The sequence below is a fragment of the Mesorhizobium album genome (genome assembly GCF_033977205.1).
Lineage (GTDB): Bacteria > Pseudomonadota > Alphaproteobacteria > Rhizobiales > Rhizobiaceae > Mesorhizobium > Mesorhizobium album.
The window spans coordinates 34,782-55,588 of record NZ_JAVIIW010000047.1; the positions used below are offsets into that span (position 1 = coordinate 34,782).

The window sequence follows — 20,807 nt, forward strand, 5'->3', positions numbered from 1 at the left end:
TTGCGCTCTATTCCTGGAACAGAGCGTGTTTCATCATCATCTCGGCGCGCACGACGTCCTGCACCTCGGATCGCATCATCCAGTTCGGCAATGCCTCTCCCGCCCTCAGGGCGCGCCGTATCTCCGAGCCGCTGATGGGCGTTGCCGCCTCGCAGGCGTTCAAGTCGACATAGCGCTCAGACTGGCTGTCGTAGCCGATGGCATCGAAGAAGATCGGTTCTATGCCTATGTCTCCGAGTTCATCGAACAGCTCCCTGCCTGCGCTCGCGCCGTAGAAGCCGCCGACGCCCGAGTGATCCCGACCGATGATGAAATGGCTGCAGCCCATGTTCTTGCGGCAGAGCGCGGTGAAGACCGCCTCGCGCGGACCAGCAAATCGCGGATAGGTTATGAAGCTTGCGAGCACCACCTTGCCCGGCGGATAAATGCCGTAGTCGAGCATGGCCTGGTAGCCGTCGAGTATGAGGTGCGGCATGAAATCCCCGCGTTTGGCGTTTCCAACCACCGGGTTGATCAGCAGGCCGTCGGCGTAAGTGCGCTCCAGGGCTGCCATCTGGATCGCCTCGTGGGCGCGATGGACCAGGTTGCGGCTATGGAAGGCCACAACGCGGCTCCAGCCCTTATGCGCAAAGACCATGCGCAGCTGGGCCGGCGTCAGGTCATAGCGCCGGTAGGGCAATGGCAGCGGCTGGATGAGGGTGATGTCACCGCCCAGGAAATGTCCGCCGCGCGCAAGCACGCGCGCGACGCCGGGATGCTCGCGCGAGTCCGTGCCGAACCATTTGCGCGCTAGCAGCTCCGGCTCGAACTCGTAGGTTTCGCCGATGTCGAGAACGGAATGCGCCATTCCGTTCTTGCTGGAAAGGAGAACACGGTCGCCCTCAGAAAATCGGCTTGCGATCTCCTTCGGGACTGCCAGGACAACCGGCATTGTCCAGGCCAGGCCGGAGGGAAGCCGGTTGTATTCGAGCACGCTTTCCAGGCACGCCCTGTCCATGAAGCCCGACAGCGGCGAGAAGGTGCCGCGGGCGATCTGCTCGACGTCGGTCAATTCGTCGTCATCGACCATGATCGTTGGCAGATCCCCGATTTCCAGATCTTCGGCCGGTCCAAGCGTTCGGCTGACCAGGCGCCCGCCATGAGGCTCGACACCGGCCAGCAAGGACGATGGGCGCACCCGGATTGAATGCGTGCCGTTATGTGCATTGCGCCGGAATTGCTCGGCGACCTTGACCACCATCCTCGCACAGTTCACCGGATATTGACCGATGGCTGTTTCGGCCGCCAGGACCAGGCCGTCGGCGCCGTCAGCCAGAGTGTTGTAGATGTCGTTGACTTCGGCGCGTGTCGGTGTCGGCGAACTCGTCATCGACTCCAGCAGGTTCGTTGCGACATAGACCTTCGCGCCATGCGCCTTGGCGTTTCGGATGATCATCTTCTGAAATGCGGGAATCTGCTCGATCGGAACCTCGCGGGACAGGTCGCCACGGTCGATCAGGATCGCGTCCGACTTCTCGGCGATGGCGGCGAGATTGCGCAGGCCGCTCAGGCATTCGATCTTGGAGATGACGATCGCACCGGGGCCGGCTTTGGCCCGGATCCCGTCGATGTCCGACGCACGATGCGCGAAGGAAAGCGCGAAATGGCGGATGCCCATCCGGCGGCCGATCGCGATGGCGGCGAGATCCTTGTCGGTGAGCGGCGGCATCTCGAGCGTGCGCTGCACCGTCACGGCCTTGTTCTGGCCGAGCTCACCACCATTCAGGACCCTCAGTATCACCGCGTCCTTGTTCTTCTCCACGACCTGGGTCAGGACTGCGTTGAAATCGATGCTGATGAAGTCGCCGACCTGAAGCTTGTCGACGATGTATGCCGGATAGAAACTGATGCTGAACTGGTCGCCCGCTACCGGGCGCGCGCTCGCAGTCAAGAACCGGTTCTCACGCACCGTGACCTTGCCTTCGGCCAGCGGGCCGGTGCGAACCTGCGCGCCTTCAGTGTCGAGGCAGAGCGGAATGTCCGTCCGCTTGTGAATGAAGGCAATGATCCGCTCGAGGTCCTCGATCTTCGTGTGAGACAGGTTGAGTCGCAGCAGCGACGTGCCGACCCGTTCCAGCCAATGGATGACCTTGTCGTTGAGCGATGCCGGACCCAGCGTGCACAGCAGCTCGACTTCCTTAGCTTTCATGGCTTCCCACCTTTATTTGGGCTTGCGATGCATTCGATGAAGGGATGAACCGATCGATCCGGCGATGAGGCGCGAACATGGACGCGTTGAACGCTTACCTTTTGCGCTCGGACCGGGCGATCACAGGTGATGCGGCTATGAAACGGTGCGATCCGCTTTCGCCGCCGATGCGATTTTTCTCACAGCGCTTCGTCGGAAAACCGGGCCACGTCACTATGTGCGGCGATCCACTGGGAATGCGCCTTGTCCCAGTGTCGGCGTGCGTCGATCCCCTTCAGCACCCTGAAGCCGGACGGCGGCATCGGGAATGTGGACGGGATCGGCTCGTCGGGCAGCCACAACAGCATGTTGTCTCGACATTCGATCGCCAGCCGCCACGTCCGTTCCAGACGATGAAACCCACGCATGTTTGCCGCGGCGAGCGCAAAGACCGATCCTGTGATCCGCAGCCTGGGTGATCGGTCGGTGGCTTTGACCGGCGTCTGATGAGTGATTTCACCCTTGGCCAGATACGCGTGCATGTGGATGAGCGTTCCGTCGATGTGCACGGTTTCCTTTGTTCCGTCCCGCTCGTTTTTTGCCGGATCCACGCTGATCCCCGAGAAGCACCCATCGAACAGGCAATCTTCGATGGTGCCGCTGAGCAGATAGTCGTTCTCCACCGCGTCATCCCGGATCTCGCTGAGCCAGCAGCCTTTAAGGCGAAAGCCCGTGGCCCCTTCGGTGAAGCGAACAGCGTCCCAGCAGCGGCGTGCGCGAACACCCTCTATCGTCGCGCCGGCGCTTTCGCCCCTGACGAGAAGAGCCGCGCTGTTGCAGTAAGTGTCCTCCCAATCCGAGGTCTGCGGCACCTCGCCGTTGAAGCGCCCGCCGATGAACCGAACGCCGGGACAGTCGCGGATGACGACCGGATAACGATTGATGGGCAGCGTCCCCTCATCGCAGCCCATCGTCGCGCTCGGATCGCCGTTCCTGCTGTTGGCAACGATGAAGGAAGCATTCCGGGCATCGATTGTTGCTCCCGCCGGCAGGTCCCGCATCGATTGTTGCTGATAGCCATACTCGCCGCCCAGCACGATCGGCTGGCCGTCCCCGCCGATGCCGGCCGGGAGAGGCGCCTGCCCGCCTTCCACCTTTTGCGAGCCGGACAACAGAGCCAATACGGGATAGGAGCCGGCAAGGCGCATGAATGAACGGCGATCCATTTTCGCGCTCATCGTTTCAAACCCGTCGATCTGCCAAATCACTCAGCCGATGGCTGTCGAGGCAGGCCAGCAGCACTGCCTCGAGGGCGCGTTCCGCCACATCCTCGGGCGATGACAGTCTGTCCACTTCGACGGCCGCCATGACGCCGGCCTGATCTTGCGTTCGCATTTCCCTGCCGAGATCGGCCGCCATCTCGCGGCAGGCACGATCCGCCGAGGACCAGAGATCGTCGTTGGTGTCAGGTGTTGCCCTTTGTATCCGCGAGGATCGGTCGCCCCTTGCCAGGAGTCGATCTCGTGCGACATCGATGCCGCCGCGCAGATGGACAAAAACCATGTCGTGCACGCCAATGGCGGACAAGATATCCTGCCATTTCTCGGATGTCTTTCGATGCTTGCTTTTCAGAAATATTGACCAGAACCCCTGCAATAAGCCCTGATCCATTATGACGATCGAGTTTGTTCTTGTTCGCTCGTTCTCGATGTAGGCGACCAAAACGGAAAGATTCCAGATAACCCTGATGATATCTGCAACCGAGGCCTGGCCGCTTTCGATGACAAAGCGAGCAATCCGTCCGAACAATGAACGGAACTCGGCATTCCGGAATCGTGGGGCGACAATGCCTATCCTGTAAGCCTGCCTCCTGGCGAATGATCTTGGTTCCCGGGCCATTCTCACGTCGCCCAGCAGCGGGCCGCACCGCCGCAAGCTGTCCGCCAACAGACCGGAGGCGGTCGTTTTTCCAATCCCGGGGAGACCGAAGAATTCCACAAATCGAATGTCCGACCGAAGCACGCGCGCCTCAGCATTTGGCGGCAGGCTTTCAGCCGGCTCGCGAAGCGTGTGCGAAGTCATTGGATTCGAGCTGGAGGAAATAACCCAGGAGGATCAAAGAGCGGAAATAAGCTCTCGCTCTTCTTCAGTTCCTCAGTGTTCGTATGCCACCCACGCGGTGCCCGTGTACCGCGTCGCATTCCCGGCAGGCGCGGCCTGCGGCGGTCGCTGCGTTCCACGGTAGAACATGAGCAGTGCCAATGGCAGCCAGAAGAAAGGCGCGGTCGATGGCCCAAAGGAATCGCTCATCTGATTTGCGACGAGGTAATTCCACACCGAAACCGATGTACCGAGCACCATCACATTCGTCTTTGTAGCGAACTCGCCCTTATCGTTGCCGATCAAGGTGCTAAGGACGGCGCTGATCAGATACGCCGTGACGAGTAAGACGATGATCGTTACCAACGCGAGACCGGGCACTCCCAGCGTCCTGAAATAATCGATGAACAGGTTGTGGCTGTGGGGAGCTATGTCGCCTATCCACTGGCCCGCCCCCACCCCGAGGAACGGATGGGCCAAGCCCAGATTGATCGAAATCGACCATAGGATTTGCCGCGATATCATGGAATGCGTATCGCTCCCCGAGAGCTGATCGAAAAGCAGGCTGTAAGCCCGTGGATTGAAATGCTGCAATGTCCGCAAACTCGCAAAAACCAATATCGGAGACGCAAATATCCCAACAATTATTGATATTGGATTCTTCTTTCTCCTTATAAGATATATACTGTATAGTACAAAGAATACCCCAAGACCAGCAACACCAACAACGAAATTGGTCTTTGAACCTGATTTCACCAGACCCAAGAGCACCGCCATGAGGCAGCCCACGAGAAGAACCCGATACCTGCGGGAAACGGTCAATCTCGCGGCGACAAGCGGCAGACCCGCCGAGAGGGCAATTCCCAGTTGGTTTGAATGCTTGAAATATCCTTCGGCCCTGTCGTGGAACCTGGCACCGCCCAGGCCGATTGTCACGAGGCACGACGTTACGACGCTCATGATGATCATCGCCGTTACGATCCTGTCAACCGCCTCGGGACCCTTAGGCCTCACGGAGATCGCCGTAACGGCCGGGATAGTGGCGAAACCAAACACCTGCGCGAAGATCGCGCGTCCGGTCCTGATCGGATCGTCGGCGTAGGTCATCGATAGCAGGGAAAAAACGATGATGAGGGCAGATGTCGTCAGCACAGCGATTGCCAAGGCCGCTTCAGTCCGATGAAGGCGTCTTGCTAACTCGCTGTAGGAGGCGACGCTTACCAAAGCGCAGAACAGGGCCAGCAAGAAGGAAATTGAGCCGTCAGCTCCGCCAATCCGAGCGGCGCCTGGGAACCAGGTCGACAAGATAAGCAGAAGAATGGATGCTTGCAGCATGGGACAGTTATATTCGCCGGAGACGACGCTTCCCGTTTCTTGGGCGCCTATGAGGCCGCCAGGTGGGGATGACATGCTTGCGGCAACCTTCCGGCGCAACAATTCAAGGCATGCTGCCGCACGGCGGGTGATTACCCCGCACACCTGTTCAATAAGCAGCGTAAGCTCAGCCGACGGATAAGAAAATGAGCGAAAACGTGCCTTTGGGACAGGGCGCCCATACGCCTTTTGTGCGAATGGCGTCCCGGTGGTCGCAGGTCACGGGGACGACAAGCGACAAGTGGTCAAAAGGGGTGATCAAAAAGGCGATCAAAGTCATGTTGGTACGGTCTCGCGGACGTGGGAGACTTGGCACGCGGCACACTGATTCTTCCATCATCGGAGATCGCCGTGCTTTGGAGCCTTGTCGCAGCCGGCGTGGCCGGCATCCTGCTGGGATTTCGCGCTCGTGCGCCTGCACTGATCGTCGCGACCGCGATGGTTGTCGTGGCCGGCGCCGTCATGGGCGATACGGGCGGCCTGTTTGACCGGCATCGCCTGCTTTCGATCCTGCTGCTTGTTGCAACGCTGCAGTGCGCCTATCTGATCGGCCTCTTCCTTGGCCTCGTCTGGCACCGCAGCGTGACCCGCGAACGATGAGCTCAAGCTGCGCCACATCAATCCATTCAATGAAAGACGTCTTGCTTAAGAACGCTTGTGTCAGGACGCCTGGTCGAATTTCATCACGGCAAAGACCGTCCGGGTGAGAATGACGAGATCGGCCCATATCGACCAGTTCCGCACATAGCGGCTGTCGGTGGCGACGCGACTGGGATAGTCCATTGCGTCCCTGCCGGTCACCTGCCACAGACCGGTAAGGCCGGGACGGGCTTTGAGATAGTCGGCCGCCCAGATGCCGTAGCGTTGCAATTCGTCAGGAACGACCGGCCGTGGACCGACGCAACTCATATCGCCGCGCAACACGTTGATCAGCTGAGGCAGCTCATCCAGGCTCGACTTCCTGAGGATATGCCCCAGGAAGGTGATGCGCGGGTCGTGCTTGAGCTTCCAGTTCTGCTCCCACTCCCTGGCGGCCTCCGGATTGCTCGCAAGATGGTCGCGCAGAACCTGCGAAGAGTTGGCCACCATGGTCCTGAACTTGTAGCAGGCGAATGGCTTGCCGTCGAAACCGACACGGGTGTGGGAGAATATCGCCGGCCCGCCGTCGGCCAGCCGAACCAGAAGCGCAATCGCCAGCATGACCGGCGCAGCCAGGATAAGCGCGATCAGCGCGACGGTGATGTCCATTATCCGCTTGCGACGGCCTCCGAGCGGATGACGGTTGTGGCCGACGCGGACGCCGGGCCTGCGGGGTTTTGTATCAAACGCACTGATTGTCACGGGTTTACCGAGGAGCGCCATGGGAGTGGAGTGCAGTTAGCTGTGCAATTCCTGCGCCCAACTTCACAGCGGGGGATCATCGCGGACAAGAGCCGCAAAGGAGGTAGCACCCCCGCTGCCGACGATTACCCCCTTAGCCTTATTCACCGGCGCCGCATGTCGCTTGCCGATCAGTTCGGGAGGCGGCGCAAGCGCTCAGTCCGCCTGCCGGCGCAATAGCGGTAGCCGGCCTGGCGCCCCTATTCATTCGGAGGAACCGCGCGCCGCCGGAGCGGCCGGGCTAAGTCTTCCGACCCAAACGACGTATCAGGCGCATCCGATTGCCGTGGTAGAAGTTCGAGCAAATTCGCCCCTAGGCTGCGCAATGATTTGCTGAATGAAACATTGGAACTGGGTCTGTTGGGGGTCAGTCGAAAAGTGCATTCCAGTACCGGCCGCCGCCGAAACAATTGAAGAAATCCGAGCCCACGCTGAAAAATGCGCAAGCCGGCAAAGGCGCTCGAGGCCTGAATGCATGCGCATTTCGCGCGCCCAATCGAGATCCCGCAAGGTGGGTTGCCCGCCCAGGGCTGTTTTACCGGCCGGCCTGATCGTGGAGAGCGCGTAACGTGACGCACAGCTCAATGCCGTCATCATTTGAGGTCCCGGCAAGGCCGGCTGCCCGCCCGGTTTCCGAGGTCGACCGTGAGGAAGCGCTTGCCGTCGTGCGCGAGCAAATAGCCTTGCTCGATCTCGATCTCTGCGGCCTCACCGTGGTCGTTGGTGCCGCCACGGGATATCAGGCAATAGCCGCTACGGCGGCCGCGCTGGCCAATGCCGGCCGTGTCATAGCGCTCACCCGAGACTCCCAACGGCATCCCGACCGGGTGGCAGCCGGCCATGCGACGCTGGCGTTTGCCAGGCAGGCCAAAGTCTCCGAGCGAGTGGAAGTGACGAACAGAATCGACAGCCGCAAATGGCAGAACGTCGACCTCCTCGCGAATTGTCTCCAGGTTGGGCCGATTTCGCGTTCGCTCGTCGAGCTCCTGCCCTCCCATGCGGTGGTTTCGCTGATGGCTGAGCCGTGGGAGCTCAGGCCAGGCGTCGTCGACTTCGACGGTTGCGACGACGCCGGCATCAAGGTCGCAGCGCCCAACCTCGGCCATCCCGCAATAGGCCTGTTGGCCGACTTCGCGCGGTTATGCTCTATCCTGCTCGATGACGCCGGCATCGATCAACACGGCGCGTCGATCGCCGTTGTCAGCGATACGCCCTGCGGACCAGTCATCGAGCATGCGCTGCGCGAGCGTGGAGCGAGAACGGACGTGTTCGCGCATCCGTTGCTTATGACCGGCAGCAAATGGGATGCGATCGTTGTCGCGATGCGGCCCTCGGACAAGCCGCCAATGGATATCAACTGCCTGGGCCATATTGCCGCGAATGCGCGCAACGCGCTGCTGGTGCAATTCAGCGGCGAGATCGATCGCTCCGCCGCCCACTATTTCGGCCTCAGGGTGTGGCCGCCGAAGCGGCCGGCTCGCGGTCAATTGGGCCTGCCGCTCGAGGCGCTGGGCGCGGCTCCGACGATCCGCAAGCTGATCGGCGGGCTGAAGGCTGCCGAAGCCGCCTATCGCGGCGCGGATCTGGGGACGGACAGCGTCGGATTCATCGTGAAGGCCGGAACGGCCGACCGGGGGCGCGCCGGACCATTCGCCGACGCGCCACCATTTCAGGAAAGGGGTCCGCGGGGGAGGTCGACCCTCTGAGCATCCGGCGGCCAGACCCGCAAACGGCCCTTCAAAGCATCATCTCTCTAAGCTTGTAGGCCACCTCCGTACGGTTCGTCGCCTTCAGCTTTTTCATGATGTTGCGGATATGGACCTTCACCGTGCTCTCACACAGGTTGAGCTCGTAGGCGATTATCTTGTTAGCCTTGCCTTTCCTCAGCGCCTCCACAACCGCGGCCTCGCGTGTAGTGAACACGCCGGTGAGTGGGCGGGCGCTGTTTGCGGCCGCATGGATAACCTCGCGAAGCGCCAGTATAGAACTGGCGGGCACGAAGATTCCTCCGGCGCGGGCGAGACCGGTGGCCTCGGCCGCAACCCTCACGGTTACACTCGTGGGAATGTAGCCGCGCGCGCCGCTTTCAAGAGCCGCGAGAATCTCTCCCGGTTCGTCGGAATCGGCCACCACGATCACCGGCACGGCGCCGACCTCGGCGACGAAATGCAAGAGCTCCGCCCGAACGCTCTGATCGGTGACCTTCCTTGCGCCCAAGATCACAAGGAAGGCGGATGGCTCCGACGCGTCTGCGATGTGGCGCAGTTCATCAAGCGATCCCACCGCCCGGACACGGAAGGCGGGATGGTGTTCGATGAGGCCGCGAGCGAGACATTCTCGCTCAAGTGCCCGCTTGTCGATAATTACAACGAGGCCGTCGGATGTATGTACTTCCTCTTCGAGACCGGGACTGCCGACCCCATTCCCATCCGGCAGATACCCATTATGCACTGTTCCTGTCGTGTCATTCCAAAGATCGGGAATTCGAGAGTACCCCATGCTACTTACTCCTCTCCGCCACCCATTCTGCTTTTTGTTTTTCCTTTCTTTGGCTTCGCGTCCTCGCCAAGCCTTCCATTTGTCACAGAATGTCCCATCCAAGGCGTTTCCGCCCTGTGCGTTACACTAACACCCACAGGAGTAGGCACGGACGCCTATTCAACATGCGGCGTACATGACCACTCCGCTCAATTGAGGCAGCCGCCCCGCGACCTACCCAATTCAATACTACGACGCTGTGGAAAACCCGCATTAATCCGGGTTAACAATTTGCTAATAATATCTTAGGTGGCTAATTTAGTCCAAAAGTATTGCAACTTGCAATTGCAATTCTGGAAAATGCACCCAGAAGCCGAATCCGGGTTCCTCTGCATGGATGTTGCGCCAGAAGGCAGCCGGGCTCGAGCCACGAAAGCGCGGCGTCGCGGCGGGCCGATGAACGCGTCCGGTTGATCGTGATTGCCCTGCCGTTGGTCGGGGATCGCTTCGCATGGCCTTCACCATCTGCCGACGCGAGCACGAACTGGCGCGAATCTCGCAGCGTCTTCGCTCAAGCGAGATGGCTGTGATGCCTCCCACTTGCCGCCATCGCCAGGATCCGAGCCCGGCGATAGGCATCCGGGATGGACAAAGCCCATACGAACAATCCGAACGCATGTCGCCCGATATACGATTGATCCGGGGTTGTCGTCATGTAGCTGATCACGGAAAAGAAAAGCACGAAGAAAGCAAACGCCAGTCCGCGCTTTGCCTCGCCTACAGCGAAGTGGCCCGCCCCGGGGAAGAGTATCGCCAGAGCAAGGACCAGGTAAGGGTTGATCGGCTTGGCCATGGACGACCTCAGGCGGCTTCGTAGACTGGAATGCTGGCCTCACTCGCAGCCGCCGCCTCGCTCAAGGCCTTGGCCTCCGCGACGGCCTTGCCGACGAGGTCAGTTGAAATCGTTGCGACGGCAAAGCGTATCTGGCGCAGGAACAGATGTGCTGCGCGCTCGCCCTGGGCGGCCTGGCGGATCACCCGAGTACCGCGAGGCGAAATGACGGCTTCCTTCACGCCTGGATCGGAAAAGAGGCTTCGGAACATCGTTGCGGCGCGCTCGACCTGCCACTCAGTGGCGCGACCGTCGCCCCGCATCAACAGTGACACGTCCATGTCCGGCGGCGCCATCCATTCAGGCAAGTCGTGGACGAGCGAGTAATATTCAGCACCGGTCGGGCGGGCGAGCGCGCCAATCGCTGGCCGGTTGCATTCGCGAAGCTCGCTCAGTGTCACTCTGAGCCAGAGCTGCGGCAGTCGACGCGTCACCATGGTGTCGGCAAGGAGTTCGACGCGGATCTGCCTGCCGTCCTCGAGGCGGCTGACGAGAATGGGAAAATGATCGTGGGCGAAGCTGATCCGTGCGTCGGAAAAGAGCTTTGCCGCCTCGTCAAGAAGCCCCCTGCGTTTCGCGAGGATGGCACGATGGTCGCTGATCGCCCGCTTGCTCATCCAAGCGCAGACGGCGGCGATGAACGCGGAAAGAGCGATTGTGGTGATCATTGGAGATCGCCTTGATGAGGACGTGGCGGCGCGGGAAGCACGCCGCCGCGTCTGACGGGTTCAGTAACCGGCGGGCTTCGGCCAGGGCATGGTGAACTGGTCACCCCGACGCACGAACCGGTAGCGCCGGAAATGGAACCAGAGCGATGCAACGATGTAGAAGCACATCATCGCGCTGAGCTGGGTGCCGTAGCCGAGGAACACGGCGAAATAGGCCGCAGCGCACAGCGTCAGCAGGACGATCACCGGTAGCGGGTGGAGCGGATGTACATAGCCGCGCTTGATCGTGTCGAGCGGCCATTTGCGCCGGAACATGACCATGTTGAAGGTCATGAAGGTGTAGCCGAGCAGGCCCGACAGAATCGAGAAGGTCACGACCTGGTCGAGCGGCGCACCAAGCGCGAAGATGAGCGCGATGGGAACCAGGAACACGATCGACCGGTACGGCGTGCGGTAGACCGGGTGCACCGCGCCGAACCAGCTCGGCAGGTAGCGGTCGCGACCCATCGAGAACCAGGCACGCGAGGCGTCGTTGATGCATCCGTTTGCCGAGGCGAGCGTCGAGAACATCGTACCGACGAAGAGGAGCACCATCAACCCGGCATTGCCCGTGACGCGCGCGGCGTCGAAGAGCGGCGTTCCGGCTTGGCCGAGATATTCCCAAGGCAGAAGGCCTGAGCAGACATACCAGGTCATGGTCGCGGCGATCAGCAGCGTCATGATGCCGGCCATGGTGCCGTAGGGCAGCGAACGCGCCGGCGATCGCACTTCTTCGGCGGCCTGACAGGTTCCCTCGATGCCGAGATAGTACCACAAGCCGAAGTGCAGGGCCGCGACGATGCCGATCCAGCCATAGGGAAGCGGAGACGTCGTGATCGCCGAAAAGTCCATCGGCACGGCAGAGGCACCGAGTTGCACAGAGACAAACAGGGCAATGATCGCCAGGAAGGCAATGGCCGTGATTACCAGATTGAAGGTCAACGTGGCCAGCACACCGCGGAAATTGAGCCACGCCAGGAACATGATGGAAAGGATGATGAACGGCTTCTGGTTGAGGCCGGTATGGCCCATCATCCCTGCGACCGTGTCGAGCAGATAGCCCACGGTGATCGCGTTGGCCGCCTCGAGCATGGTGTAGGCCATGACAAGAAACAGGCCGACATTAAAGGCCATCAACGGCCCGACGATGTGCTTGGCCTGAGCGTACTGGCCGCCAGCGGCAGCAATGGTCGACGTCACTTCGGAGTCGATCATCGCCACGCAGGTGTAGAGCAGACCGGCCACCCAGCAGGCGGCGAGCCCGGCGATCATGCCGCCTTTGCCGACAGAGAAGTTCCAGCCCATATATTCGCCGACAAGCACGATACCGACGCCGAGAGCCCAGATATGGGCGGGACCAAGAACGCGCAGGAGTTGAAGCCGCTCGGTCGCCGGCGCGGTTGCAGTCACGTTTGCCATTTCCGTCCCCTTCAGATCTGGTGGCGCTCGGCCGTCACCTCGATCTCGCCTTCGCGTGATGAGGTCAGCAGCTCGTTGTCGTAGGTGGTGTCGATGCGAATGAGATTCATAAGCATCAGCGCACCGAACATGGCTGAGAGGGCCCAGGCCACGTATTCGAGAATATTCCAGATATCCATGGTCGCCTCCCTATCGCCGCTTCGGATCGAAGCGTTCTTCGATCACCTCGCGGTATTCCCTGTCGGAAAGCCGCACGACCAAGACGAAATAGCCAATCACCAGCGCCGCCATGACGATCAGCGGGGCCCAGTTGAAACTGTAATCGAAGCGGGCGGTGATGATATCGTTCGCGGCAGCCGGGTCGGTGATTCCAATCGCCGCCCATTGCTTGGCTTCGGTCGCGTTCTGACCGAGCGCTTCCCAGGTGGGGTTGGCGATCGGGTTAGGTGTTTTGGCGGCACCGGCAAAGCCCAGGTAAAGGGGCAAATAAAGGGCGCCCACCGTCAGCACGAGCAGGGTAATGACGTCGAAGACCTGACCGGCGAGGCCCTGTTTGGGAGGTTGATATGCCATTTGCTAGCTCCTTAGCCCCGGCGCCTGCGCATCTCGTCGAGATGCTTGATGTCAAGGCCGTAGATGAAGTGCTTGTCTTCCTCATAATGGCGCAGCATGGCGACGATGGCCGCGGTGTTGAACGCCAACACCAGTCCGCATGCGACCGACAGGATGATGCGCATGGCTGGGATCGAGATGTACGGCCAGACGCTGAACAGCGCGAACAGAAGTGTGCCCCACAGCACGACAACGAAAGCCAACAGGCCAGCGCGATCGCGAGCGTGCATCTTGTCGATGCGCTGGTTGAGGCTGAGTTCGCCAGTTCGACTACTGATTGTTGCTTCCATTTGTTCTCCTCCAGACGGCCATTTTCGGCTTCGTTGCGCTTTTGCGGTAGGGAAAATTAATTTCCCAACAGGAATATCCGGCAAAGTTAATTTCGTGTCAAGTGACGCGGTGCAGATAGTGGATGGCGTCGGTAAGGCAGAGATGCTCCTGACCGGATTGAACGCGGATATAGATTTGCCTTCGCGCGCCACGCGTTCGCCATCTCGATAGGTTTGTGGGCCACGCCTTTCGGTTGCGCGGAGCGGCCGACGAAAGCTGCAAAGCCGCCTTGGATCCCCAGCGGAATTGCTCTCGGCGATCAGAGCCTCCGGCGCTGATCTATCAACGGTTGAACGCTAGGTCGGGTCATGCCGGCTTGCTCAGCAAGAACGCAGTTCCGACTTCGCCGGCGAACACCTCTTATCCGGCAAGGGTCACTCGTAGATCGGGAATCGGCTGACCAAATCGTGCACTTCCTCGCGTACCGCCGCCTCGACTGCCGCGTTACCGGTCTCGCCATTGGCAGCCAGGCCATCGATGACCCGCATCGTCATTCTGCCTACCTGGCGGAATTCGTCGGCGAGGAAACCGCGCGTCGTACACGCCGGCGTGCCGAGCCGAACCCCGGACGTGACCGTCGGGCCTTGCGGATCGAAGGGGATGCCGTTCTTGTTGCAGGTGATGTGGGCGCGGCCGAGCGCGGCCTCCACTGCCTTGCCAGTCAGCCCCTTGCGACGCAGGTCGACCAGCATCAAATGCGTATCGGTGCCGCCTGAGACGATGTCGACACCGCCCACGGCGAGGGTCTCGGCAAGGGCTTTGGCATTGGCGACGACGTTTGCCGCATAAGCCTTGAATTCCGGCGTCAGCGCCTCGCCGAAAGCCACTGCCTTTGCAGCAATGACGTGCATCAATGGTCCACCCTGCAGGCCAGGAAACACCGCCGAGTTGATCTTCTTCCCAATCTCCTCATCATTGGAGAGCACCATGCCGCCGCGCGGGCCGCGCAGTGTCTTGTGCGTGGTCGTGGTCACCACGTGGGCATGTTCGAGGGGATTGGGGTGGACGCCGCCGGCCACCAGGCCGGCGAAATGCGCCATGTCCACGAACAACTTGGCACCGACCTCGTCGGCGATTTCGCGAAACGCTTTGAAATCGATAATGCGAGGATAGGCCGAGCCGCCGGCAAGAATCACTTTGGGCTGGTTCTTGCGCGCCAGATCGCGCACTTCGTCGAGGTCGATGCGATGGGTGTCGGGACGCACCCCATAGGAAACGACATTGAACCACTTGCCGGATTGGTTGACCGGCGCGCCGTGGGTGAGATGCCCGCCGGCGGAGAGATTGAGACCCAGAAAGGTGTCGCCGGGCTGCATCAGCGCCATGAAGACCGACTGGTTGGCCTGACTGCCGGAGTTCGGCTGTACGTTTGCAAAAGAGCAGCCGAACAGCGCCTTGGCGCGCTCGCGCGCCAGATCCTCGACCTCGTCAACGAACTGGCAGCCGCCATAGTACCGGCGGCCGGGATAACCCTCGGCATATTTGTTGGTGAGCACCGAACCCTGGGCCTCAAGCACCGCCCTGGAGACGATGTTTTCGGAAGCGATCAGCTCGATCTCGTTGCGCTGGCGAGAGAGCTCGCGCTGCATGGCGTCGCTGACGGCATGGTCCGCAACAGCTACTCCAGCGCGGAAGAAACGACTTGCGGTGCCGGTGTCAGGTTTGGTCGAGATGTTCATGAAGCTCCTCCCTTGCGGCGCGACGCCACGATTGTCGTCATCCAGTCCAGCCCAGGCCGGTTGAAATGCAATTGATTGAAAGCAGAAGCGCGTTGACCGCACGCTTGGGCTTGGCCGTCGAGCCGTTCTGCGCGCGGACTTCGCGCAAAAGCTGCACCTGCAGCCGATGTATGCCGTCCAGCTGCGGCCTGATTCGGTCGAAGTGCTGCTTGAAGGCGGGGAAGCGTTGCGAAACCTTCAGGCCGCCGTTGATCTCGGCAATGGTCTTGCGGGTTAAAGCATATTCGGCGGCGATCTTGCGGTAGATCCGTTCGCTCACCTCGTGGTCCTGCACAAGCCCAGCATAGAGCCGGCCGATCTCCATGTCGGTCTGGTAGAGTCCCTTGTCGACCTCGTCGACGATGAGGCGAAAGAAGCGTGAGCGCTCGAACATCTGTCTGAGCAATTCCAGTCCAGCGTTGCCGCGAACGTTGAGGAAGGAATTGAGCGCGCTACCGATGCCGTACCAATTGGTCAGCAGATGCCGGTTTTGGCTCCAAGCGAAAACCCAAGGGATGGCACGCAGGTCGGAAATGTCGCGAGCACCGAAGCGGCGGGCTGGACGCGAACCTATCTTCAGCAGCGACAGCTCTTCCACCGGGCTTGCTTGATGGAAATAATCGATGAAGCCCGGCTCATTGATGAGGCCCGAATAGGACGCCTGCGACATGCCGGTCAAAGCCTCGAGAGCTTCACTGAACTCGGGGATTTCCTTTAGCTCAGCCTCGTTGTGTGACTTGACGGTGTGCGCAAAGACGCTCGCAGCAAGTATCTCGAGTTGATAGAGTCCTGTGCCGCGATTTGCGAACTTCGACGACACGACTTCGCCCTGCTCCGTCACGCGCATCGCTCCGCCAACCGTGCCGGCAGGCTGGGCTGCAATCGCTCGACCGGTCGGCGCGCCTCCCCGACTGACCGAGCCGCCACGGCCATGAAAGAAGCTGATCGTGATCTTGCGTTTCTGGCTGAGGGCGCAGATGCGCCTTTGCGTTTTGTTCAATTCCCAATTCGAAGCTAGGAAACCGCCGTCCTTGTTGGAGTCGGAATATCCCAGCATGACCTCCTGCCGGTTGCCGAAGTCGCGCACGGAGCGGCGCACGATCGAGACTGAAAGAAGCTGATCCAGAACATCCGGCGCGGCACGCAGGTCAGCGATAGTCTCGAAAAGCGGCACGACGCGCAGTGCGATTGCGCCGCTGCCATCGAGCGCGGTGGCCATGCCGGAATATTGGGCAAGCAGATAGACAGCCAGCAAGTCGTCACAAGAACGCGTCATACTCAAGATGAAGGCGCCAACCGCACCGCCGTTCGGGCCTGAGGAGGCTTCGCGGATAACGTCGAACAGGTCGAGAAGGTCCCGCGCCTCCTCGGAGAGCGATTTCGGATCGATCCTAAGCTGTTCACCGGCGCTGAGTGCCGAACGAATGCGCTGAGCCCATTGCGGTGTATCGGGCGTCGGTGCTTCGTCCGCATCCATGTGCTTGAAAAGCTCGGACAGCACCCGATTGACGACCGTCGAGTTCTGGCGAATGTCCAATGCGACCGTACGAAAGCCGAAGGTCTCGACCTGCTGACGCAAGGGGCGAACGAAGCGCCGTGCAACATGGTTGCCGCCCAGTTTGGTGAGGACCGTTTCGACGTGCCGCAGATCGGCCCTGAACAATTCTGACCGGGCATACGGCTTGGCCGCCGTCTCGCCGAGCGTCGCCAGCAGGCGATCCAGCATCGCTGCCGCGAACTGCCGCAGCGGCTCTCCCGGATTGCGCGCCACGATCTCCCGAGCCGCAGCGGATCGATGCAGCGCCTGGCCGAGCGCCTTATTGAAGTCTTCCGGGATGTCTACGACATTGGCGCTGACGCTGAGCACGGTGACCAACCGGCGCACCTGCTGAATGTACCAGCCAATGGCTGCCTGGCGGCACTCCGTGAGTGCCCGAGCGGTCGTCTTCGCCGTGACATTGGGATTGCCGTCGCGATCTCCACCGATCCACGACGCATAGCGCATGAAGGACGGCACCTTGAGATCGTATTTCGGGTAGTGACGGGCGAACGCCTCCTCGACGGCATCATATATCTTCGGCGTCGCCTCGAAGATTACTTCCCGGAAGAAATGCAGGCCCCAAGCAATCTCGCTTTCGACCGAGGGCCGTTCAAGTCGCAATTCGCCGGACATCCACAATAGCTCGATCTCGCTTCTGAGATCGTCGATCAGCTGCTCGCGCTCGCGCGGCGCCCAACGCTGCTGCTCAAGCTCGGTGAGCTTGCGATAGATGCGCCGATGAATTTCGAGAACAGTGACGCGCTTGGCCTCGGTCGGGTGGGCGGTCATGGTTGGCCCGACACTCAGCGTGTCGAGGGCGGCCTGCAGTTCCTCGGCCGGATAGCCGGCGGCGGCAATCTCGCCCACGACATTGGCGAAGGAGCCGATCACCTCATCTGCACCGCCCCTCTGCTCGAGCTCGCGGCGCGAACGCATCGCGATCAATTCGTTGGCGATGGCGACGAGCTGGAACCATATCCCGGTCGCCTGGAGAGCAGGGATGCGCTGAGCATCGGCGAGAGTGTCGAGGCTAACGCGCCCGGCCGGAACGCCGGCTATCCCAGGTTCACGTTCGCTGACGACAGAGGTCAGCAGCCTGAACAGAAGGCTTCTCACGTCCTCGTGACAGCTAAGCAGTCTGGCGTCGTCCAAAGCGGCACCCATTCGTCTAGGCGTTGTCCCGGATGACCGGCGGGCACCTCGGGAAACTAAGAAAGCCAACTGCAAGCAGACAGGCTTTTTTCCGTCTTGAAAACGCCCGGACGGGTAGATTTGCCATTCGTTCGGGTAGGTCGAGGCCCAGTCCAGATGGTGATCGGCAAGGGTGTCCAAGGCTACCCGGCCAGGCAGAAATCGCGATCCCGTCCGATCGTTGGTCCAGCGAGTTTCGCCCGCAGATATAACTTGCCTATAATGCAATAATGTTGCATCATAGTAAAATAGCCGACTTCGGAATAGCGCTGGTTGTCCGGTGCCATCATGCGGAACGAAAGGATATGGACGTGCAGCAGGTGCTTCCTGGTCTCTTCGAAGGGCATGCGCCAATCACCCTTCAGAATGCTTTCCACGATGCGCTTGAAGCTCTTGAGGAATGGCGGGAGAGTGAGGACGAGCCTTTCGTTAAGATCCACGACATTCCTGTCCAGATCAGCGATGTTTTCGTCAGGATGAGCGGCTGTACCGATCTGCTGCCGCTCAGAACGCGAGACGTTCTTGGCGCGATCGTCGGCATGAGCGTGGTTCGCGCCGCTGATCGCATACTTTACGCTGAAGCTGCGAAGCTTGTGATACCCTTGTGCGATCCATCGACTCGACTGTGCCGTCGCTCTTCCGAACGCGTCTAGAAATTCAAAAATACATATTCGCCGGGCAGGAGATTGTCCGACCCGGACTCGGGACTCGAGTTGGCGGGCAAATAGCCGACAATCGTTCGAGTTCAAAGACGGTCTCTTGGGCTCAAAGACGGTCGCGATTTCTTTCGCCGGCGTAGAGCGCCACCGCCATCGCCCGATTGCGAACATCCAGTTTTTCGTAGAGATTCTTGAGGTGATATTTGACGGTGTTCTCAGAAATTCCTGTGCGGGCCGCGATCTGAATATTGGTCCAGCCATCGGCCAGCACCGACAGCAACTCTCTCTCGCGTGTCGTCAGCCTCGAAAGCGGCGTGTCGTTGATTTTTGAGACATCCACATAGGGGATACAGATCCGGCCCTGCGCCACCGCGGCCAGCGTGTCGAACAGGACCGTCGGGTCGTCGAACTGGTAGCAGAACCCTTGGGCGCCGAGGCGCACGCACTGCCTGAGAATGGCCAAGTCGTGGTCATTGGAAAAGATCACGATGCGCGCACAAAGGTTGCGCCGCTGCATCTCCGTAAGCAAACTGCCTCCGTTCATGTCGGACAGTTTCCAGCCAACCACGGCAAGATCGAATTGAGAGATCGCGGCGGATGCCGCCTGGAGAAAGGCTTCGCCGGTCTGCACATTGCCGACAAGATCAAAGCGACGATCCCGCGAGATCATATCCGCCAGTGCGGCAACCACAAGCGGGTTGCGCTCTGCGATCAAGACCCTGAATCTTGTCTCTCCGCCCATTGATATCACTTGATCCCAATGCTCAGAAGCGACCATGGCGGCACGCAGGCGCACGCCTTGGTCCCTGCACCCTCCTCCGCTGTCTCCCACGATTGATCGGCGACTCCAACTAGCTTCGGGTTCTACCGGTACCGATGTCGTAGAATAGCGCATCCTAAATTCATAGCATGAATTTTATTTTCCTTCCAGTACAATTTTTCCAGCTCGATCGGGCTGGGCCTTTCTACACCAAATTTTTCTTGCCATGAATTTTTTTTGCATTCTAGTTGACGAGGTTCGCAACCCTTGCTAGGGATTTCGGCCTGAAAATCCAGTGGAAAGGCAGTCCTCACCTGGTTCGGGCTGCTATCTGGTATTCGCTCCTGGGAGGGACAGAGTGACGACTGTAATCGACGGCAAGGCCGCCGCGGGCGACGTGGTGGCGAAGGTCAAGGCCGCGGCCGAACAGTTGATCTGCGCCACGGGTGTCGTTCCCGCTATCGCAGTGGTCATTGTCGGTCAGGATCCAGCCAGTCAGGTTTATGTCTCCTCCAAAGGCAGGAAAGCAAAGGAGTGCGGCTTTCGCTCCATCGAGCATGCGCTGGCGGCTGATATCTCGGAAGGCGAACTCATCGCCTTGCTCGAGAAACTCAATGCCGATCCTTCGATCCACGGCATTCTTGTACAACTGCCGCTCCCCGACCACATCGATGCCGGCAAGATCATCCAGACCATCGCCGCCGAAAAGGACGTCGACGGCTTTCATTTCATCAATGTCGGCAAACTCGGCACCGGCGAACTGAAGACCGCTTTCGTCCCATGCACGCCCGCCGGCTCAATGCTCCTTATCGAGCGTGCGCTCGGCCGAGATCTGTCGGGCCTGAATGCCGTGGTCGTCGGCCGCTCCAACATTGTTGGCAAGCCGATGGCCAATCTTCTGTTGAATGCCAACGCAACCGTCACCGTCGCCCATAGCCGCACCAAGGATCTTGCCGGACTCTGCCGCGGCGCCGACATCCTGGTCGCGGCTGTCGGAAGGCCCGAAATGATCAAGGGCGACTGGGTGAAGCGAGGTGCCGTGGTTATCGATGTCGGCATCAATCGCGTCGGAGAAAATGCCGGCGGCAAGTCCAAACTTGTCGGCGACGTGGCCTACACGGAAGCGGCCGAGCGTGCCGGCGCGATCACGCCTGTGCCGGGCGGCGTCGGTCCCATGACGATCGCGCTTTTGATGGTCAACACACTGGCGTCGGCTTACCGCGCGGCAGGCCGGATGCCACCAAGCATTTAGTCAATCGAAGGCCGCGACGGCTCCAGGTACTCGAACGAAACGCAACGGAAGACAGTCATGGCCGAAGTGAAGACCGACATCGAGATCGCGCGTGCCGCCACGAAGAAACCGATCCAGGAGATCGGCGCCAAGATCGGCATCCCGTACGAGCACCTTTTGCCTTACGGCCACGACAAGGCGAAGGTCTCGGCCGAGTTCATCAAGTCGGTGAGGAACAACAAGGACGGC

Annotated in this window: 20 protein-coding genes; 5 read left to right on the forward strand and 15 right to left on the reverse strand. The window is 60.4% G+C overall.

Annotated elements, in window-relative coordinates:
* Positions 1-7: 7 nt before the first annotated feature.
* The 4 genes from RFN28_RS28325 to RFN28_RS28340 form a co-directional block, all read right to left on the reverse strand.
* The gene (locus RFN28_RS28325) at positions 8-2,188 is read right to left on the reverse strand and encodes a pyruvate kinase (RefSeq protein WP_320290434.1); all 2,181 of its coding nucleotides are present in this window, start codon (positions 2,186-2,188) and stop codon (positions 8-10) included.
* Between the two features lie 179 nt (positions 2,189-2,367).
* Complete coding sequence (locus RFN28_RS28330; RefSeq protein WP_320290435.1) at positions 2,368-3,405, reverse strand: hypothetical protein; 1,038 nt, start codon at positions 3,403-3,405, stop codon at positions 2,368-2,370.
* Positions 3,406-3,409: 4 nt separating this feature from the next.
* Positions 3,410-4,249: a hypothetical protein gene (locus RFN28_RS28335; protein ID WP_320290436.1), complete on the reverse strand. Its 840-nt coding sequence runs from the start codon at positions 4,247-4,249 to the stop codon at positions 3,410-3,412.
* A gap of 72 nt (positions 4,250-4,321) precedes the next feature.
* A complete protein-coding gene (locus tag RFN28_RS28340; protein ID WP_320290437.1) occupies positions 4,322-5,602 on the reverse strand; it encodes an O-antigen ligase family protein in 1,281 nt (426 codons plus the stop codon).
* Between the two features lie 390 nt (positions 5,603-5,992).
* Here RFN28_RS28340 and RFN28_RS28345 point away from each other — a divergent pair, with 390 nt between their 5' ends.
* Positions 5,993-6,241 (forward strand): hypothetical protein, encoded by a 249-nt coding sequence (locus RFN28_RS28345; protein ID WP_320290438.1) that lies wholly within the window; start codon positions 5,993-5,995, stop codon positions 6,239-6,241.
* A 60-nt stretch (positions 6,242-6,301) separates the two neighbouring features.
* Here the strand turns inward: RFN28_RS28345 and RFN28_RS28350 are convergent, their stop codons facing one another.
* The gene (locus RFN28_RS28350; protein WP_320290439.1) at positions 6,302-6,889 is read right to left on the reverse strand and encodes a sugar transferase; all 588 of its coding nucleotides are present in this window, start codon (positions 6,887-6,889) and stop codon (positions 6,302-6,304) included.
* 716 nt (positions 6,890-7,605) lie between these two features.
* On the opposite strand from RFN28_RS28350, the gene RFN28_RS28355 reads away from it, so the two are divergent.
* Entirely contained in the window at positions 7,606-8,727 is a 1,122-nt protein-coding gene (locus tag RFN28_RS28355) for a hypothetical protein (RefSeq protein WP_320290440.1), read from the forward strand.
* A gap of 31 nt (positions 8,728-8,758) precedes the next feature.
* Here RFN28_RS28355 and RFN28_RS28360 read toward each other — a convergent pair whose 3' ends face one another.
* From RFN28_RS28360 to RFN28_RS28400, 9 genes are all read right to left on the reverse strand, one after another.
* Positions 8,759-9,520: a LuxR C-terminal-related transcriptional regulator gene (locus RFN28_RS28360; RefSeq protein ID WP_320290441.1), complete on the reverse strand. Its 762-nt coding sequence runs from the start codon at positions 9,518-9,520 to the stop codon at positions 8,759-8,761.
* Positions 9,521-10,070: 550 nt separating this feature from the next.
* A complete protein-coding gene (locus RFN28_RS28365; RefSeq protein ID WP_320290442.1) occupies positions 10,071-10,352 on the reverse strand; it encodes a hypothetical protein in 282 nt (93 codons plus the stop codon).
* Between the two features lie 8 nt (positions 10,353-10,360).
* A complete protein-coding gene (locus RFN28_RS28370) occupies positions 10,361-11,059 on the reverse strand; it encodes a hypothetical protein (RefSeq protein WP_320290443.1) in 699 nt (232 codons plus the stop codon).
* A 60-nt stretch (positions 11,060-11,119) separates the two neighbouring features.
* Complete coding sequence (locus RFN28_RS28375) at positions 11,120-12,517, reverse strand: APC family permease (RefSeq protein WP_320290444.1); 1,398 nt, start codon at positions 12,515-12,517, stop codon at positions 11,120-11,122.
* An 11-nt stretch (positions 12,518-12,528) separates the two neighbouring features.
* Complete coding sequence (locus RFN28_RS28380; RefSeq protein ID WP_189350760.1) at positions 12,529-12,696, reverse strand: hypothetical protein; 168 nt, start codon at positions 12,694-12,696, stop codon at positions 12,529-12,531.
* A 10-nt stretch (positions 12,697-12,706) separates the two neighbouring features.
* Entirely contained in the window at positions 12,707-13,090 is a 384-nt protein-coding gene (locus RFN28_RS28385; RefSeq protein ID WP_320290445.1) for a hypothetical protein, read from the reverse strand.
* An 11-nt stretch (positions 13,091-13,101) separates the two neighbouring features.
* A complete protein-coding gene (locus RFN28_RS28390) occupies positions 13,102-13,419 on the reverse strand; it encodes a hypothetical protein (RefSeq protein WP_320290446.1) in 318 nt (105 codons plus the stop codon).
* Positions 13,420-13,833: 414 nt separating this feature from the next.
* Positions 13,834-15,138 (reverse strand): serine hydroxymethyltransferase, encoded by a 1,305-nt coding sequence (gene glyA / locus RFN28_RS28395; protein WP_320290447.1) that lies wholly within the window; start codon positions 15,136-15,138, stop codon positions 13,834-13,836.
* 37 nt (positions 15,139-15,175) lie between these two features.
* Positions 15,176-18,262: a phosphoenolpyruvate carboxylase gene (locus tag RFN28_RS28400; RefSeq protein ID WP_320290448.1), complete on the reverse strand. Its 3,087-nt coding sequence runs from the start codon at positions 18,260-18,262 to the stop codon at positions 15,176-15,178.
* On the opposite strand from RFN28_RS28400, the gene RFN28_RS28405 reads away from it, so the two are divergent.
* A complete protein-coding gene (locus RFN28_RS28405; protein WP_320290449.1) occupies positions 18,220-18,561 on the forward strand; it encodes a BRA0787 family protein in 342 nt (113 codons plus the stop codon). The two genes, RFN28_RS28400 and RFN28_RS28405, sit on opposite strands and share 43 nt — an antisense overlap.
* Positions 18,562-18,673: 112 nt before the next feature.
* On the opposite strand, the gene RFN28_RS28410 is transcribed toward RFN28_RS28405, so the two are convergent.
* Complete coding sequence (locus RFN28_RS28410; protein WP_320290452.1) at positions 18,674-19,309, reverse strand: LuxR C-terminal-related transcriptional regulator; 636 nt, start codon at positions 19,307-19,309, stop codon at positions 18,674-18,676.
* A gap of 376 nt (positions 19,310-19,685) precedes the next feature.
* Here RFN28_RS28410 and folD point away from each other — a divergent pair, with 376 nt between their 5' ends.
* Entirely contained in the window at positions 19,686-20,579 is an 894-nt protein-coding gene (folD, locus tag RFN28_RS28415; protein WP_320290450.1) for a bifunctional methylenetetrahydrofolate dehydrogenase/methenyltetrahydrofolate cyclohydrolase FolD, read from the forward strand.
* A 57-nt stretch (positions 20,580-20,636) separates the two neighbouring features.
* On the forward strand, positions 20,637-20,807 hold a 171-nt coding region (locus RFN28_RS28420; protein ID WP_320290453.1), incomplete at its 3' end, for a formate--tetrahydrofolate ligase.